Below are 17,095 nucleotides of genomic sequence, written 5' to 3' on the forward strand. Positions count from 1 at the left end.
CTAATTAATTAATCCGTTATTCAATAAACAAATAATTTTAATCGGTGCGTCAGCATCAGGGAATTCTTTTACCTAAAAAACATAAACTGCACAGGAAAATACAATAATGAAAGCCACATTAATAACACGCTGCCTGATGGTCGCCAGTCTGGCATCTTCACTGCCCACGGCGCAGGCAGCCGGTACCTGGTTTGAAGCCCGTAACGATGCGATGGGAGGAACCGGCGTCGCCTCCTCAAAATACGGCGCAGCGCCGCTGCTGAACCCCGCCCTGCTGACAAAGTCGGGCCCCAGCGATGATATCAGCATTATCCTGCCTGCCGTGGGCGCCCAGGTCAGTGACCCAGATAACCTGCAGGACGGTTTCGATAACGTCAAACACACCTGGGACAATCTGGAGAACACCACCGGTACCGGTCATTCCGCTTCTTCAGCCGCTGACCTCAGAAAATCGCTGACCGATATCTCTGGTCACAGCGGTCGTGCAGATGCCGGTGTCGGTGCGATGATTGCGGTACCGAATGCCACCCTGCCGTTTGCCCTGGTCATTAAAGGCTGGGGACAGGCGAAAGCGCACGCCGTGGTGAGTGACAGCGACCTGACGTATCTCGATGCTGCCAGCACCGGCCTTGTTCAGCCTGATGACTCCACGCTTAACAACCTGACTTCGCGGGCTGAAGGTGTAGCCGCACTGATCAGTGAGTACGGTATTGCCATGGCACATCCGTTTACCCTGGGAAAGGTGCCGGTGTCCGTGGGGATCACCCCAAAATTCCAGCGTGTTGATACCTGGAACTACAACGTGGCCATCAACAACTACAGCACGTCCGACTTTCACAGTGGTGACTGGCAGCGTTCAAAGAGCGGCGCCAACGTTGATCTTGGTTTTTCTGCTGACCTGACTCCCGAGTGGACGGTAGCACTGGCAGTACAAAACCTCGTGGCACGCAGTGTCGATACCCGCGAAGTGAATGGCCTGCAGGACAGTTTCAACATTCGCCCTCAGGCCACAGCCGGTACTGCGTGGAGCAATGGACTCGTTACCTTCGCGGCCGACATTGACATGACGCCCGCCAGTGGATTCGCCTCCGATGAAAAAAGACAGTATGCCAGCATCGGTGCCGAACTTAATGCCTGGTCATGGGCGCAACTACGTGCTGGTTACCGCGCTGACATGCGTAACAGTGGCAACAATGTCGTGACGGCCGGCATCGGTATTTCTCCGTTAGACGTCGTTCACCTCGATCTGACCGGCATGGCCGGAACGGATCGTACCTACGGTGCCGTGGCCCAGCTTTCTGTCACTTTCTGATACCGCCAGGGGCATGTCCAACATGACCCGTCCCCCTTAACGGAGAAATACCATGACAACCTCAAAACAACACTGCGTACCTGTGACCCTTTTGGTTATGGCAATCGTCCTGGGTGCTACAGGATGCAGTAATAGCGATCTGGGCACTTTAACACGTCAAATCAGCGAGTTCGGTTCTTCTTTTTCACCATCGACAGCGTTATCTAATAACGGGAAATCACCTGAATGGGGTGAAGTCAGTAAAACCCTGACGGTTCATGCTGATGTCGATACGGCCGCCGCAAGGCTGAAACGTTATTACCGCTTCACGTCGGACGATGAAATCACCGCCGCAAAAAACAGCGGTAAAGGAAATTCAGGATGGGTGGCCAGCGCAATGGCAGAAGGGACTGACTGGAGCGCTCAACCGGGATCTTACTACCGAATGAGCCGTATCTGGGGGAAAGCAGACCATCTGACACTGGAAGTCAGCCGCGAAGGGAGCAACAGCCAGGTCGCTGCAACCTATCGCTCAGCAGACCCGTCCCACCTAAAAGAGGCCTGGACGAAAAAACTCTGGACACAAATTGGCCCGGTGGCGGAAGGAGAAATTCGCTGATTTTTAACTATGATGCCATGAATTAGTGGGACGGGAGACTTTCAATGTTGGATCTGAATTCAAAATTGAACGGCATCCCTCCTTATTACTGATGCTGAAGAAATTGTTCAAAAAAGAGGGAGAAAACGCATTCAAAATACAGAAAAAAGTATTTCCAATGGGTTAAATAGGCCAGTGGAAATAAAGTCACACTAAGTGAACTTCACCTTGAAAACACGTCCAATAGATTAATTGCTATCGTCGGTAAAGGACACAACAACACCGATGCTACTATCAAAAATGTGTTCATCAAATTTAACCTTTATCAAGGTGATACTGTCGTCAGCGACACCATTGACTCAGCCGCAAATCTATTGCCTGGGCAAAACGTTAAGGTGCAAGCGTTCGTCAACACGATTAAAGGTAAACCGGACAGTTTCAACGTCACTGAAATAACTGCATATTAGCCTCTTCTGGCCATAAAAATTTAGCGCTAACTCAATGTATTAAAAGCCTCTGCAATGCAGAGGCTTAAGTTTAGGTTTATACAGCGTGTACAGCGCAGCTTTTTAGACGCGATGGCCAGTTTCCCAGCCAATGCGCCGGTGTAAACATGACCCGGCGACGTTCACCATTCAGTGCATTTCCCGTCACCACTTCACCAGCAACCCCCGTCAGAGACAACTGAATATAAGCCATTCCTGACGCCACGGGATCGATATCAATACAAGAAACCCAGAGATGCCGGGACGGATTAAAACCTTTTTCCTTTATCACCTCAGCGATAGCCAGAAGCATTCCAGCAGAACCGCAAGCTGGCTCGTAAACAGTAACAAAGGGCTTATCTATCAGTATGTTTTTGATATCACCCAACTGTATCTCAGCCATCATCCGGGAAACGCAAAATGGTGTGAAAAATTGGCCTCGTGCTGATTCACCAAGCTCCAGTTGCATGTAGAGCGAACCAAGAAAATCACTGCTTTCAGCCGCAAGCCCCATTGCAACTTCTTCCAGTAACATGGACATCCGTTCTGCATCTTTTGCCTCATACTGGCGAACAGTCTCCATATACTCCTGCTCCAGCAGGTCATCAAAACAGATACCGTTATGAATCGATGCGGCCGCGAGAGTAATAAAGTCGCGAAAGACCTTCTGCCGGTGATGGTAGCGGGCGGTTTCGTTAAAAATGGATATGAATTGCTTCTTATGATCGACCATGATGTTCATCGCATATCTCCAGGGGAAATATGCCCTGAAGGGGATATTTCCCCTTCAGGATGGTGAGAGAGACGGAACGAGGTTCCGCCTATGTAACTGTTGAATAAAGCACAGGCTTACCAGTCATGGACAGCAAACCCGCTTAGTACCTCACCGCAACAGTCAAAGTGGATGAGCGAGATATTTAATCGTCTCATCATTACGTAGATCAGCCTGCGTGCATTTTTTGAAAATCCACGCTTCTTCAGAACCAGCAGCGGGAAGCTGAAGGCACTTAACCGCACCAGATAGCCGGTGCCAGTAAGATGGATCCACTCTGAATCCCCCCACTCACACCGCTGATGACCGAGGCGATGACACAACTCAGCGTCTTGCTCAGTCAGATGTGCGGTACTGCAAACAACATACCGGTAAAGTTCTTCAGGTTGCGCGTATTCACCCGCTGTGCGACTCAACACCTTATTGCCATTGACCATTTCACACATCCTTCACCTGCGGCACATCGGCCTGTTCGTTCACCGACAACGCGTCTGCCGGGAAAGACAGCAGTTCAGCCGAAAACGACCCCGTCCCACACTTGCCGCTATCAACATGGTCTCCGCGGTCATAGCAGTCATAACCCCGAATACCGTTGACCGGCTCCTGATACCAATGTCGGATTTCACAGTCAAATACGGCTGAAATTTCCCCCATTAATTCACTGGAGGGCGGATACGATGGTGAATCAAACTCCAGTCGCAGACTGTTTATACGGTCGCGATGCCAGAGAACGTTATGACCGCAAGGCCACTCCATCCCGTGGACCCGACTGTAAAGGCTACCCGTACTGGACATTCCCGTCAGCAGATGGCCATTACCGTTAAGTTCCGCCGCAAGCCGGGAGGGAATAATCATCAACATGTCGCAATGGCAGGCACGATCAGGTCTTTTCCCCAGTTTTTCCCAACAGGCGCCGCCATCGATATGAGATGACCAGGTGGCCACACCAAACCAGTCAACGTACTGTCGGGTCATTAACGGCGTCATTATCTGGCGTGCTGCCAGAGGGATCGTCTCCCATCTGACCGCACTCAGACCTGATTGCGTCCAGATACGGTCAATCTGTCTGACGGTATCCGGATTGAGCACGGCATCTTTCTGCAGTAACTCCAGCCAGTGCTGAAAAGCCAGATTTGAGGCGATGGCCGGGCCAGAACCATGAGATACCAGCCCCGGGAACGGGAGGTATTCCACATTTTTAGCCGGCTTCAGTATCCCTGCCGCGCCAGCCAGAAACAGCTGAATACTCTGTTGTACGGCGTGACGGTAGAGCGGAACTTCATCGCCCGTCACCCACTGCAGCATGACATCGATAAATACAGAACGACCGGTGATTTCCAGACGATTTTTGCACCATTCAAACATGGTTACTTCTCCTCTTTTGGACATAAAAAGAGGGAGACTCCCCACTGGGGGAAGATCTCCCCCTGTGGGTGGTGAAATGAATAAAACGGGTCAGCCCCGTTTACGGGTGACCGATGAACCCGAGCGTTGCACCGGCCTCAAGGCCGGCAATCAACTCATCAGCCGCAGTCAGATAAGGCGAACGCGGCCGGTAAGCGGCACCGTCAAGATGAGTCAGGTGGTACTTGTCCACCAGGTCATTAATCGCTTCAAAAGGTTTGATACCCGCTTTTTGCAACGCGTCCACACAAGCTTCATCGCATAAATCGGTATCATTCAACGTCAGGCCAAAGTGCCTGGCCAGCAGTGCCGATGCGGTGGCCTGCCAGAATTGTTGTGTCTGCATCATTATCTCCATCAGGCCACTTCTGAGGCCGTTAATGCCGATTCAGTGCCAACCTTCAGATCTAATAAAAACGCTGAAGCCTCCCGTGCCTGACGGCACGCCCGGAACAGGGCCCTTTTGTCTTCCTTGAGGGCTTTTAGCCAGCCACTGATGTAACTGTCATGCTGCACCTCGCCGTACACGCCAAGCTCTGCGCAAAGAAAGGCGCTGCCCAGCTCGGCGATGAACTCCTCGAACACATAAACCGGATCCCCAAATTGTCGAGTCGAAGAGGTTATCCCTTCCCGGTTTAGCCGTTTTTGATGGCCACTGGCATGCACCAGTTCGTGAAGTAATGTGGACCAGTAATCCGCCTCGGTAAAAAACTGCCCGGAAGTCGGCATCACTATCTGATCCGCGACCGGCCGATAATATGCCCGGTTTTGATTCAGAAAGTTTACGGTCACACCACTGGCATTGAATATCTCCAGTACACGGTTCATCACCGGTGCAGAAACCGTCTCCGTCTCTTCCTGCGTCAGAATAGTGGCCGGTGTATCGGACAACGCTGCCGGCAGACCGTCACATTGTTGCGTATTAAACAGTTGCAGGGGTTTGAGCATGGCTCGGGACGCCATTACGGGTTTCCCGTCATCATCGACAAGCTTGTTGCCCTGGTCATCTTCAGCCTGGACCTCAAACGGCTTGAAAATCACGGCCAGGCTACAGGTTTCGCCAGTACGGATGTGTCCTCCGGCACGCTGTGCCTGCCGGTAGGTGAGCCAGCGATCGGAGCTGAACCCTCGCTCCTCTGCCGCCATCCATAACAGGGGGATATTTATCCCGCTGTAAGCGTTGCCGGTCGTGGCATTCGCCGGCAGAGAACTGCCGGCAGGCTTTTGTGCAGCACGCCAGGGTCTTCGCCAGGGCGCGGTCCCCTTCTCCAGGGCGGCAACAATTTTGTCAGTCACCTGCTGATAAAGGTCAGCACGTTCAGTTTTCGGTGCCCTGCGGGCAGAAGACGTTTTTTTCATGGGATAAACCTCAAAAAGGCGTATCCCGGCCAGTGGCGGAATACGCCACTGGGAGTGGAAGAAAATTATCGGTTATCGGGTAAAAGAGGGGATGATTTCACCCTCCGGAGTGACCGAATTGATACGATATTTACGCAGAGAAGCGGAAGTAAAACGGAACATGATAAGTCCCCCTCTGTGGTTAACAGGAGAAACTTCCCGGAAGGAAGTCTCTCCGGGAAGCCGTGTCATAAAATTCGGTGTCACCACGTGTTGAGGGCGCCATCGCTAAAACGATAACGATACAAAGCCAGATCGCGAGCCATTCTACGGGCTGCTTTCATGGCCTGACGTGCAGAACGCCAGTGACCACAGGTGCAAAAATACTGCACCTGCCAGTCACGGGAACTGCACCCCGTTCGACACGCGACCGAAGCCGTAAATTGCCCCAGCCCGTTTTGAAAGACTTCGGGACGGAAGCTCAGCTGGCCCGTTCGATTGGTGAACCAGTCGTTGTCATGCTGCCCCAGCACAGTAGAAAAATGTTCCAGGGCGACGGCTGCTTTATGTAAAGCAGAAATGAGGATTTTCATGGTGTTTCTCCTGCAGTGAAGCGGAGAAACTTTCACCACCTGCGGGGGAAGTTTTCCCCGCGTGGGTGATTAGTTAAGTAGCCTTGTTAGGACCTCGGTGAAGCGCTATCAGAAGTCTTCGACAGACTCCACGCCTTTATGGAATCCATATTCCCAAGCATATTCATCTACAGTTTGACCAAGAAGAATGAGCTCAGTGATATACTTTTGAAAAAGATAATCAGGTATCAGATTGGACTCGCAGGCTTTCCCGAGCTGTCCAGCAATCCAAATTATCTCGTTGGTCCGTGATGGGAAGCCATCTACATCGACGTCATCCGGAATACCACAGCGTTCTAATGCACGTATAGTGAGTAATGCCGCTTCCATTTCAGAAGCGAGCACGATGAACTCAATATTCGACCGGGTACAAGCGTGAATACGTTCGACAGTAATGTCATAGACAGACATGGCAATATCCTCTGATAACAGGGAAACCATGCCCGAAGGGAGCAAAGTCCCTGCAGGGTAAGAAAATCTGATGGCGAAGTGCCATGGGGTAACAGCAATTAAGAGTAAAACGTGTGAAGTGAGCCTTAACCCGAAGGTCTCTGTTTTCAAAGGATAAACAGATTTAACTTAACCGCCCGAAAGCGCCATCTCTCAGGTCATGATGGCATTGGCATGCGATTACCCGAAGGCGTTCCTCTCAAATCACTGGAACATTGGCAGTTGTCGGAGACAACGTTAGCGAATTAATCGTACACAATCTGCCCAAACTCAGCAATACCATCAACGCAAAGATTTTTCCATTTTGTATGATAAAACCAGGTCATAAATTGTATTAGCGTGATTACCAAGAGATACTGACAGGTTTTTTTGTTAAGACACGATAAAACCTGACAGTCTGCTATAAGCGCAGGCTGTGTGAAAACATTTTGGTCGCAGAGACTGCCAAAAACAGAGCTGAAAACCGCGCTCATACGTAAAATTCGGCTCTAACTAACCAGTCGATCAATTTCAGATTTTGCGTAGACGCGCGCACTTCAGTTTTTGGTCAGGGTTTTCACACAGCCTGAGCGAGGAGCAGGCGTCCAGTTTGCAGCAAATATGACTTGAGAATATTTAGATGAGCAGGTCGTTACAAACCAGAATCTACCTCCCTTCTCATAAGGAATTCGTCATGAAATACACCATCAACACATAGTGCTTCTTTATCGATTGCCCATTCAACGAACCCATAAGAGCGGTAAAGTGATATGTAGTGGCACACTGAATTTGGCCACCTGAATAGAGGTGATATCATCACCTCACAGTAAAAACAGGTGACATTATGACCGGACGTAACAGACGCAATTTTAGCCCCGAGTTTCGCCTCGAAGCTGCCCAGCTTGTACTCGATCAGCATTACACCGTTGCCGCCGCTGCTACGGCAATGAACGTCGGCAAATCCACAATGGACAAATGGGTTCGACAACTGAAAGAAGAGCGAGCGGGAAAATCACCCACTGCTTCACCCATGACACCTGAGCAGATTGAAATACGCGAGCTAAAGAAAAGACTTCAACGCGTTGAAATGGAAAGGGATATATTAAAAAAGGCTACCGCGCTCTTGATGTCAGACTCCCTGAACAATTCTCATTAGTTGAGAAACTCAGGGCGCGGTTTCCTGTTGCCGTTGTGTGCAACGTGTTTGGGGTTCATCGCAGCAGTTATAAATACTGGCGGCAGCCCAGGAAGCCTGACGCCACGAGAGTGGCATTACTGAGCCTTGTGCGTGAAGTTTATCGCGAAAGTAACGGCTCAGCAGGAGCGCGAAGCATTGCCGCGATGGTCACCACCAAAGGTATAAAACTGAGCCGCTGGCGGGCAACAAAGCTAATGAAAGCGCTCAATATTATCAGCTGTCAGCAACCTGGCCATCGTTATAAGAAGGCGTCTAAGGAACACATTGAGATCCCTAATTATCTGGATCGCCAGTTTGCTGTTACCGAGCCTAATCAAGCCTGGTGTGGTGATGTGACTTATATCTGGACGGGAAAACGCTGGGCTTATCTGGCTGTAGTACTCGATTTGTTTTCCCGTAAACCGGTTGGCTGGGCGATGTCATTTTTCCCTGATTCAGCACTGACAGGTAAAGCCCTGTCGATGGCCTGGGAAGCACGGGGAAAACCGGCTAATTTACTGTATCACTCGGATCAAGGCAGTCACTATACCAGCAGGAATTTCAGGCAGTTACTGTGGAGATATCAGATAAAGCAAAGTCTGAGTCGCCGGGGAAATTGCTGGGATAACAGCCCAATGGAACGGTTCTTCAGAAGTCTGAAAACAGAGTGGGTACCGGATAATGGCTACGCTAATTTTAGCCAAGCCAGCACGGCAATAACGAATTACATCACAGGATATTACAGCCAGCTCAGACCTCATCAATATAATGGTGGTTTGACGCCGAATGAATCAGAAAGATTGTTTTGGAAAAACTCTAAAGCCGTGGCCAGTTTTTGTTGACCACTACAGTCAGCTATCTATTCGTATTTATCATAAAGCCCTTCATAGACATTGCCTAATAGCCTCTCAGCACAATTTTTATCCGTCCAAGTCGAAACACCATTTTAGCTAAGTCCGATCTTGGCACAGAGCGGTCGGCAAGATGTGCTCAATGACTGTTACGAGCGAGGACGTTTTAAAAAAGTGATATTTGATGGATTGATTGTATGGAACTAAATGATTAGCATCTGCTCTTTCGGACAAAGAAAATGACTGTTAACGATTCCCTCTTGGCATTCTCTCTCGCAGCACTGTTACTTACTCTTACTCCCGGCCTCGATACGGCACTTATTCTTCGCACCGCTTGTGCTGAGGGCGGCAAAAAAGCTTTTCAGGCTGCCCTTGGTATTGATGCTGGCTGCTTTATATGGGGCGCGCTGGTCGCGTTAGGTCTTGGTGCTCTGCTGGCGGTTTCAGAGATGGCTTACACTGTGCTAAAAGTTTGTGGAGCTGCCTACCTGAGCTGGCTGGGCTTACAACTGCTGATACGCCCCCGATCGTCTTTCAGTAACAGCGATGGGAGCAACGGTTCTCAGGGGAACTGGTTTATCAGAGGAATGCTTGGGAATGTGCTCAATCCCAAAATGGGTATTTTCTATGTCTCTTTTTTGCCTCAGTTTATACCTACCGCCCACTCTCCTTTAATATGGACTTTTGTCCTTGTTAGCATACACGTAACAATTGGGACTATGTGGTCAGTCACACTCATTTTATCCACGCATTTTGCGTCAGCTATATTGAAGAAAAGTAGCGTTGTCAAAGTCATGGACAGAGCAACAGGGGGCTTGTTTTTATGCTTCGCGGCTAAACTGGCTGTAAGCACGAGATAGCTTTGGGTAGGTTATTTCTGTCCGCTGGCACATAACGGCCGGTCTGTTACTGAGGTAAGTTGAAGATTAGCCGCGATGCGCCCTCAACAATGAGTGCCGCCTCCGAGATTGTCAGGCTGATTGCGCCAATTGCCGCTGCAAGACCTGCAGGCTAGTTCCCGCCCCTGCCCATGCAGCAGCCGAGCCGACTACATATAGGTTTTGCTTGGCGCGTGAGACGGCTACATTGATAATGTTTGGCGGACTCGCCGCCCACTGACGCGCCCTTTGCTGACTCGCTTTCGGCGCACCCAGTAGCAGGATGACCGTGTCCGCCTCTCGGCCTTGGAACGTATGGATCGTGCCTACACGATCACGGATCCATTCATCCAATTTTACACCGAACGCCCGCAGCAGATCTGTCTCACTGTCGAGACGCCGACGCATTTTCTGCTCTACGATCTTGAATGGTGTGATGATAAAGATGTCCGGATTTGTAACGCCCGATGCAGCCAGCTCTTTGAGCATTCGCACAACCGCGTCGCCCTCGTCGGGGCACCACTTCGTCTCGGCATCGCCATTGACGTCGATCCAGCGAGATCGCCCCAACGCCGAACCTATAGGTCCAGGCCTTTTAGGCCCGACAGCATGGACCATCTGCCCGGCATAGGCGATGGAGTTAGAGACATCGAACATTGGGTTCTGGCAGCGCCTATGAACGAGGAGTGGCAGCCCGACCTCTCGATCACCTGCGTCTGCGACGAAGGTGGATTTGAAGCGCGATGCCTGATCCGCAAGGGTCTGCGTAGATGCCGCGGGGGCAGACCATTCGATCTGGTCAATGTCGAAGAACTTACAGATTTCGGCGTTCAGCTTCTCGGGAAGCGAAACCACAGGTGGGATCTGCAACGGGTCGCCCACCACGATGGAGCGCTTTGCCCTCATGATCGCTCCAACTGCCGCTTGAGGAACAGCCTGGCCTGCTTCATCGACCAAAAGCCAGCCAATACTCTCTGGTGGCAGATCCCCGAACATCGTCCGGACAGAGGCGAAAGTCGTGGACACAGTCGGCACCACCATGAAAAGGCTCGACCAAAGATCGGGGAGAAGTCCACGGTGAGCGGGAGACTGGAAGGCGCCAGCCACCATGCCTGACATTAATAGCCCAAGATTGTGTTGTAAGCGGTTGGCTGAAGCATCGATGAACGCTTTATGCACCGCTAAGGCGGCGGCGAAGAGATCTTCACGCAGGCGATGAACTTCATCGGGAAGCCATGGCGCCGTAAGGTGGATAGCCTCGTGCTCGCGCTCGAAGAAAATTTCGTCAACGACTCTGTCGCCCATGCGGTTTCGTGCCTGAGCCGCGGTCGCCTTCAGTTCCGATACTGCCTGACATCTGCTGGAAATTTCCTGGTCGAGTTGCTGTAACTTGGACTGAACATTGCTCCACTCAGTTCTTGCAAGCTCAAGGGCGTCGTCCGCAACCTGCGCCCGTAGGGTTGATTGCTGCAAGGTTGCCGAGAGCGTCTGCAGTGTCGAGCTCCACGATTTCCAGGCCGCAGTCCCGAACAAGCGGGAGAAGAAACCCGGACGGCCAGCAAGATGGCTATCGAGCAAGATCTTGTCACGTTCGACCTGCGACTTTGTCTTCTCCTGCTCCCGATGGCAGGATTCAGCAACCTGGCATGCCTGTTCGACGGCTTCATCCAGGCTTGGACGAAGCTGTTTCAGATTTTGAAGTTCGGTGGTCGCCCCCTTGAGCGCCCGGATATCCCGGCGCATCCCTTCGATGCTGGTAATTTCGGAATCCACCGTCTCCTTGAGTTTAAGGAATGCGGTTCGTGCTTTTCGCCAAGCCGCAGCAGCGTCTACTTCGTTGGTGCTGGGTCGCTCATTGACGACCACGCTGGGCATCACGCGATCAATGACTGCGCCAGTTTGTTCGTCCTTGATCTCACGCAGGACGTTCATGCCGCGAGCTGCTTTCAGGTAGGTAAGGAAACCGCCGTCCTCATTCCACCAGAAACCCTGCTGGAACGCGCCTCGGTTGCTGCTCTTGCCAAGTGCGGCGGCGATCAATCCCCAGGTTTCGATAGGATCGGAGAGGGTGTCGCCCTCGGCTTCGAAATAGCCAGCGCGTTTGGGGTTCGCGATCAGGTCGCTGATGGACCGGAAGTAGGCGATCTGTTCATGGCGACCATTGGCTTCCTTGAGGGGAAGCTCTTTGCTGACGTTTTCGACCGCTTTGTTATTGGAGGACGCTACGACGATCTCATGGCCCTTCAAGGATGCATGCAACCTGTAGAAGTGCAAGAAGGCATTGGAGCCGAATGCCAGCTTCTCGCCTGTCGTGGAAAAGGCATCCTGCGGTTTGTTGAAGCCGGACATCGCCGTGGCCCGATCGAGAATGCAACCAACGACGATATCCCGGAGAAGAGTGGTCTTTCCGGTTCCCGGCGGCCCATTGACACCGATGATACCCGGAGCATCAATCAGCTCAGCACGCGCTGTATTCACGGCGGCCTGTTGAAGCAGCACCAATGGATGACCGCCTTGCGAAGGCCAACGAGCCTGCGGCATGAGCGACGGTGCTACGAACGGCTCGACGGCGGAAATGGGCGACAGCACGTCGATTTTCTGGTCAGGCCTGTCAATTCCCATGTAGCGCCGCAAACCGGTTCCGGCTTTGCCCACCGCGATCAATTCTGCTGCTTCGCCAAGATCTTCAAGATAGAAGGAATTCAGCAACGAAGGCTCAGGCGGCGCCTTGGCTTTGAAATGCTGAAACACCTTGAGTACGAATGTGGGTGGTTCAACTAAATGCTCGGGCACACCGAACTGCGACACAAGCCATCTATGAGCGTTAAGAACGGCATCCAGATCGATTGGTATGGGTTCTCCATCCTCGTTGTGGCGGCGAACCATCCGATCCAGACGCTCAATAATGCGCAGCTCTACTTTCGGCCAAGCCCCTAAGCTTCCGAGCTTCAAATCGAGTGCCTGCTTGAGCGCCCAGGCAAAACTGGAAACGGAGACGCCGTTGTCCTCAAGCACATAGCCTTCCTTATCGATCAAGAGCGAGCCGATAGCCGCTTTCTTGCCGTCCGGACGTGAACGCTCCTCATCCTCGCCAAAAACCTTGACCAATTCGTCCGTCGCCTTGTCGAGAGCAATGGCGCCGAGGACGACCTCGAAATAAAGCCTATGGTTGGGCTTGCTGCGGGCATTTGGCCCCCATGGAACGCCTCGCTCCAATAGGGCAACCCTGGAGCGGTCGCCGGTTACCATATCTTCAGGACGCTTATAACCTTGAGGTGACAATGCTTCGAGGGCTGTCCATGCCGCCAGTATCGCGCGCGCATCATTCGCCTTACCTGACGGAGAGAAAGACGGGAGCGGGCCTAGGTCGATCTGATCGTCGCCGAATTGCTGTCGCATGACAGGGTCTGGAGTAGCCTTCTGTCGCAGTTGCACTACCGTTGCAGGCGCATCGTGGGGCACAACTTGGGAAGATTGCGTGGATGCCGAACCGGGATGAAGCGCTGATGGACTGGAACCCGATATGGAGACCACGCTGCGACCGCTAAGTGCGGTTAGGGCTTGCTTGATTTTAGTCGTCAGCCTCCGCGCCTTGGCAGTTTTGCGAAAGGTTAGCTCGTTCAACAGCCGTTCAAGTTCACTAGCGTTGTTGCGCGACCGCTCGAAGATTGCTTCCAGATCGAAGATTGATTTTTGCGCATACTGCCTTGTCGTCATTTATTTCTGCTGCTCCATATCCCATCAGTTGATAGATTTTAGGCTAATTAGCTTGATTTCTTAAACTGTTAACTTCCGCTCCCGGCACGAAGCGGGCAGGTTGAAGGACCGTAAGGTCTGCGATGAGCTAAAAGCTGTCTGTCAGGTTGGGTAGGGATCTAAGCCAAAAAAGTGTCAGCTCAAATCTGCGCTAATACACATAAATTTGTGAACACCAAGCGATTTTGTCGTACTTTAATTACCACGCGATTCTGTCGTAGTCGCTAATTACCAAGGGAAATTGACGGTTATCTTTAACCGTGTTCTTTGAATGTTTTGTTTGTGCATTTGAGGAACGCTAAGGATGATTGTGTTGAATTCCAAAGCTCAATTGACAGTTGATGTCATCGCGAAAGTGGCTGAGCGTAAAATTACGATAGCCAATGCCGCTAAGCTCCTCAATAAATCCAGACGTACTATTGAACGTTATTTACAGCGTTACCGAAGCCAAGGACTACAGTTTGTTGTTCATGGTAATTCCGGCAGCGAGCCTGTTAATAAAACGCCAGATAGGCTTAAGCAGCAAGTTCAGTCGCTAATCCGCGAGAAATACTATGATCTGAACCTGTTGCACCTTGCCGAGATGCTTGAGACTCATGAACATATTGTTGTTAAGCGCGAGACACTGCGTAAATGGGCACATGATATCCATCATGTAAAACGGGCGAAGCGCAGGCGTAGCCGTGTTCACAAACGCAGAGAGCGAATGGAAGCGCCAGGGTTAATGCTGCAAATGGACGGCAGCACACATCGCTGGTTCGGTGATAGGAAGTCGTGTTTAATCGCCATGATTGATGATGCTAACAGCGATATTCATGCTGAGTTCTTTCCGTCAGAAACGACTGAAGGATGTATGAAAGTAATGCGCTCAGTCGTTGAGAAATACGGTGTATTTAAAACCCTGTATGTTGATCGTGCCGGAATATTCGGTGGCCCTAAACGCTGCAATTTCTCCCAGATGCAGCGGGCCTGTGAGGAATTAGGGATTGAGATCATCTTCGCCAGTTCTCCTCAGGGTAAAGGTAGGATTGAACGCGCCTTCGATACCCTGCAAGACAGGTTGATACCGGAGTTACGACTCAACAAAATTACTGACATGACGGGCGCAAATAGCTACCTCCAACACGTCTTCATCCCCCAGTTCTGGCGTAAAAACCTGGTTGTAAAATCAAGAGCATCAGACACCGAATATACACCTGTACCACGCTACACCAATCTTGATGATATCTGCATCACCAAGGTCTACCGGAAAATACGCAACGACCATACGTTTAGCTACGGCGGAAAATTCTACTTCATCGACTCACCGCTTAAGCACTCAATCGCAAACCAGAAAATTGAAATTCGCACAGGTAAAAATAAGCGGTTTGAAGCTTACTTCGCTGGACGACAGCTACAGGTAACAGAAGTCACTGAGCCTGAAAAAGTGTCCTCGGAAGACAATGAGATCCAGAAGAAGCTAGAAGTATTAGCACTGGCTGACAGGCTTGGAAATGTGGCAGAAGCTTCCCGACTTAGTGGCGTTTCCCGCGATACGATTTACCGCCATCGTAAGCTGATTAAACAAGGTGGAATTGAATCGTTAAAACGTCAGGAAACACCGGATCTTCATCACAAAAACCGTACTGACAGAGCTATTGAGGAAGTCGTCATCGAATTCTCCCTGGCTAACCCACACCTGGGTCAATCAAAGGTATCACGGCTGCTCAAATCCGAAAGAAACGTCGATATACACGCTAGCGGCGTTCGAAATATCTGGCTGAGGGAAAACATGAATACTACTGCGTTACGGCTGGCAAAGCTTGCCGAAGCGCGGCAACATTGATAGTGTGATTACGTCAAAATCGCCTGGTACTTATACCGTCAGTATCCCTTGGTAATCACACTAATACACATAAATTTGTTACACATAAATTTGTTACACATAAATTCATCTGAAGAGAGACCTCTACTCCCAATCACATTTCTTTTAAATGAACCCTCATCGACATCAACATGGTAAATAAAACTATCGGTAATACTGAATTGATGCTCCCGCCAGTCTGCATCTAAAGCAATGGCTGAAAATATCCGTGTCGTCAGTCCAGAATAGTCGGGCATATTAACATCACCCTCGTAAATATAACGCCAGAATACCCGCTCAACACCCAGCATCTTCTCTGGTAATACGCCGAATAAGATTAATGTCGAGATTAATATGAATTAACATCAGTCCCCCTCCGCCACATCATTCCGATAATAAACCTGTTTAATATAGCGCCCACGGCCATCACCGTGACCTAAATCCATTGAAACCAGTGCCAGGACTTCGCTATCGTTAAAACCATTATCTTTGTGATATTTCGAAAGTTCGCGGGCAAAATTATAGCGCATGCTATGTGGTGCTTTCTCACCATTCAAACCAGCTTTACGAAGAAAATATCGATACCGGTTAATTGCCTGATGAATGCCTGGCTTGTCAATAAATTTACCATTGCGCTCTTGGGCTTCTTTTTCTGCATACAAAATTGCCCTTCGGGCTTCATTGCGATCAATGATTGTTGTATCACGGGGACGGCCACCTTTCGTACCAAACACAACACGAATGGATTTATCACCACGTTCAACGGCCTGTTTCCAGGTTGATAATGATTTGCAGGCTTCAACCGACTCTTTCGTTCTTAATCCGAAAACATAGGCCAGTCTCATCGTGGCAGCCACACCGCGATCCTGTTTTTCAATTTCATTAAAGGCTTTTAAAAACTCATCTTGTGTTAACGCCGTTTTCGTTCCATCACGATTTACGCCTGAAATACCGAGCGATTTATTATTCAGTCGTTCATTTTTAGGGTCTGCCAAGCGGTGTTTCCCCGCAGCACTGAAGATCCCCCTTAATACTGACATTTCATTCTGCAGAGTGCGATTGCTCAGATTTAAACTCTTTCGGTATTCAATATAACTCTCTACGTAACGCACTTTTAACGCGTCAACGCTGCGTAACTTGATACCTGTATTGTTAAGGTGTTCAAGAAAGTAACGCCCAATACGCTGACGATCTGCAATAGTCGCGTATCCCCCTGCCCCGGCTCTGGCAAGCGAAATGAACGCTTTCCTGAAACACTCAATCTTGGAACGGGTACTTTTCTGCTTCATTCTTCTCCCCTGTTCAGCATTCAGACAAAGCCTTTCTGCCGTGAACCACTCGTAAGTGGCACCTGGCAGAAAGACTCACAACGATGACCAATACGTTGGTCAGACGTCCATGCGTGTCGGTTAGTTTGCCATCCTGGCCGTCAGATACTGTGTAGCATGGCGAGGCTGTGTTGAGTTGTTGCAGGAGCCCGTTAAGCACTCTGTGCGACGGTTTTTATGCTCCCCGTTCACCCGGTTTTGGTGAACGCCTCAGTACCTGGACGATGTCCTCCTTTTTCATGTAGTCAGGACTTAAAAAAGTCATTAGTTGAAGTTTCAAGTTTTGCGGACGTCCGTGAAAACGGACGCAAAA

At 50.5% G+C, this 17,095-nt stretch carries 15 protein-coding genes; 6 read left to right on the top strand and 9 right to left on the bottom strand.

What is annotated here, in order from left to right; translation table 11 throughout:
* The first annotated feature begins 106 nt into the window (after positions 1-106).
* The 3 genes from CWC46_RS19785 to CWC46_RS23115 all read left to right on the top strand — a co-directional run bounded on the left by CWC46_RS19785 (position 107) and on the right by CWC46_RS23115 (position 2,356).
* Positions 107-1,312, top strand: coding sequence for a conjugal transfer protein TraF (locus CWC46_RS19785; RefSeq protein WP_021014814.1), 1,206 nt, complete (start codon positions 107-109; stop codon positions 1,310-1,312).
* Between the two features lie 52 nt (positions 1,313-1,364).
* Positions 1,365-1,910, top strand: coding sequence for a hypothetical protein (locus CWC46_RS19790; RefSeq protein ID WP_021014813.1), 546 nt, complete (start codon positions 1,365-1,367; stop codon positions 1,908-1,910).
* Positions 1,911-2,146: 236 nt separating this feature from the next.
* Complete coding sequence (locus tag CWC46_RS23115; RefSeq protein WP_255401463.1) at positions 2,147-2,356, top strand: FxLYD domain-containing protein; 210 nt, start codon at positions 2,147-2,149, stop codon at positions 2,354-2,356.
* 76 nt (positions 2,357-2,432) lie between these two features.
* On the opposite strand, the gene CWC46_RS19800 is transcribed toward CWC46_RS23115, so the two are convergent.
* The 7 genes from CWC46_RS19800 to CWC46_RS19830 form a co-directional block, all read right to left on the bottom strand.
* Positions 2,433-3,116, bottom strand: coding sequence for an N-6 DNA methylase (locus tag CWC46_RS19800; RefSeq protein ID WP_021014812.1), 684 nt, complete (start codon positions 3,114-3,116; stop codon positions 2,433-2,435).
* A 107-nt stretch (positions 3,117-3,223) separates the two neighbouring features.
* Positions 3,224-3,583, bottom strand: a complete 360-nt coding sequence (locus CWC46_RS19805; RefSeq protein WP_021014811.1) for a DUF5983 family protein — start codon at positions 3,581-3,583, stop codon at positions 3,224-3,226.
* Between the two features lies 1 nt (position 3,584).
* The gene (locus tag CWC46_RS19810) at positions 3,585-4,511 is read right to left on the bottom strand and encodes a DUF1281 domain-containing protein (protein ID WP_021014810.1); all 927 of its coding nucleotides are present in this window, start codon (positions 4,509-4,511) and stop codon (positions 3,585-3,587) included.
* A 100-nt stretch (positions 4,512-4,611) separates the two neighbouring features.
* Positions 4,612-4,899 carry a TA system toxin CbtA family protein gene (locus tag CWC46_RS19815; RefSeq protein ID WP_051391490.1) on the bottom strand — a complete coding sequence of 96 codons (288 nt, stop codon included), beginning with the start codon at positions 4,897-4,899 and terminating at the stop codon, positions 4,612-4,614.
* Between the two features lie 8 nt (positions 4,900-4,907).
* Positions 4,908-5,909, bottom strand: a complete 1,002-nt coding sequence (locus tag CWC46_RS19820) for an ArdC family protein (RefSeq protein WP_021014808.1) — start codon at positions 5,907-5,909, stop codon at positions 4,908-4,910.
* A gap of 242 nt (positions 5,910-6,151) precedes the next feature.
* Positions 6,152-6,481, bottom strand: a complete 330-nt coding sequence (locus CWC46_RS19825; protein ID WP_021014807.1) for a hypothetical protein — start codon at positions 6,479-6,481, stop codon at positions 6,152-6,154.
* A 108-nt stretch (positions 6,482-6,589) separates the two neighbouring features.
* On the bottom strand, positions 6,590-6,931 hold the full coding sequence (locus tag CWC46_RS19830) for a hypothetical protein (protein WP_021014806.1): 342 nt from the start codon (positions 6,929-6,931) through the stop codon (positions 6,590-6,592).
* 862 nt (positions 6,932-7,793) lie between these two features.
* Here CWC46_RS19830 and CWC46_RS19835 point away from each other — a divergent pair.
* Both CWC46_RS19835 and CWC46_RS19840 read left to right on the top strand, forming a co-directional pair.
* Positions 7,794-8,968, top strand: a protein-coding gene (locus CWC46_RS19835; protein ID WP_101377519.1) for an IS3 family transposase whose coding sequence is annotated in 2 segments (ribosomal slippage) — positions 7,794-8,052 and positions 8,052-8,968 — 1,176 coding nt in all. Because the reading frame shifts where the segments join, the coding sequence is not laid out codon by codon here.
* A gap of 248 nt (positions 8,969-9,216) precedes the next feature.
* Positions 9,217-9,837, top strand: a complete 621-nt coding sequence (locus tag CWC46_RS19840; RefSeq protein ID WP_021014805.1) for a LysE family translocator — start codon at positions 9,217-9,219, stop codon at positions 9,835-9,837.
* 111 nt (positions 9,838-9,948) lie between these two features.
* On the opposite strand, the gene CWC46_RS19845 is transcribed toward CWC46_RS19840, so the two are convergent.
* A complete protein-coding gene (locus CWC46_RS19845) occupies positions 9,949-13,572 on the bottom strand; it encodes an AAA domain-containing protein (protein WP_021014804.1) in 3,624 nt (1,207 codons plus the stop codon).
* Positions 13,573-13,915: 343 nt separating this feature from the next.
* Here CWC46_RS19845 and CWC46_RS19850 point away from each other — a divergent pair, with 343 nt between their 5' ends.
* On the top strand, positions 13,916-15,436 hold the full coding sequence (locus CWC46_RS19850) for an ISNCY family transposase (RefSeq protein WP_021014803.1): 1,521 nt from the start codon (positions 13,916-13,918) through the stop codon (positions 15,434-15,436).
* Between the two features lie 383 nt (positions 15,437-15,819).
* Here the strand turns inward: CWC46_RS19850 and CWC46_RS19860 are convergent, their stop codons facing one another.
* Entirely contained in the window at positions 15,820-16,743 is a 924-nt protein-coding gene (locus tag CWC46_RS19860; protein WP_021014801.1) for an integrase domain-containing protein, read from the bottom strand.
* Positions 16,744-17,095: the final 352 nt, after the last annotated feature.

The sequence above is a fragment of the Prodigiosinella confusarubida genome (assembly GCF_002847015.1).
In the GTDB taxonomy this organism is placed as follows: Bacteria; Pseudomonadota; Gammaproteobacteria; order Enterobacterales; family Enterobacteriaceae; genus Prodigiosinella; species Prodigiosinella aquatilis.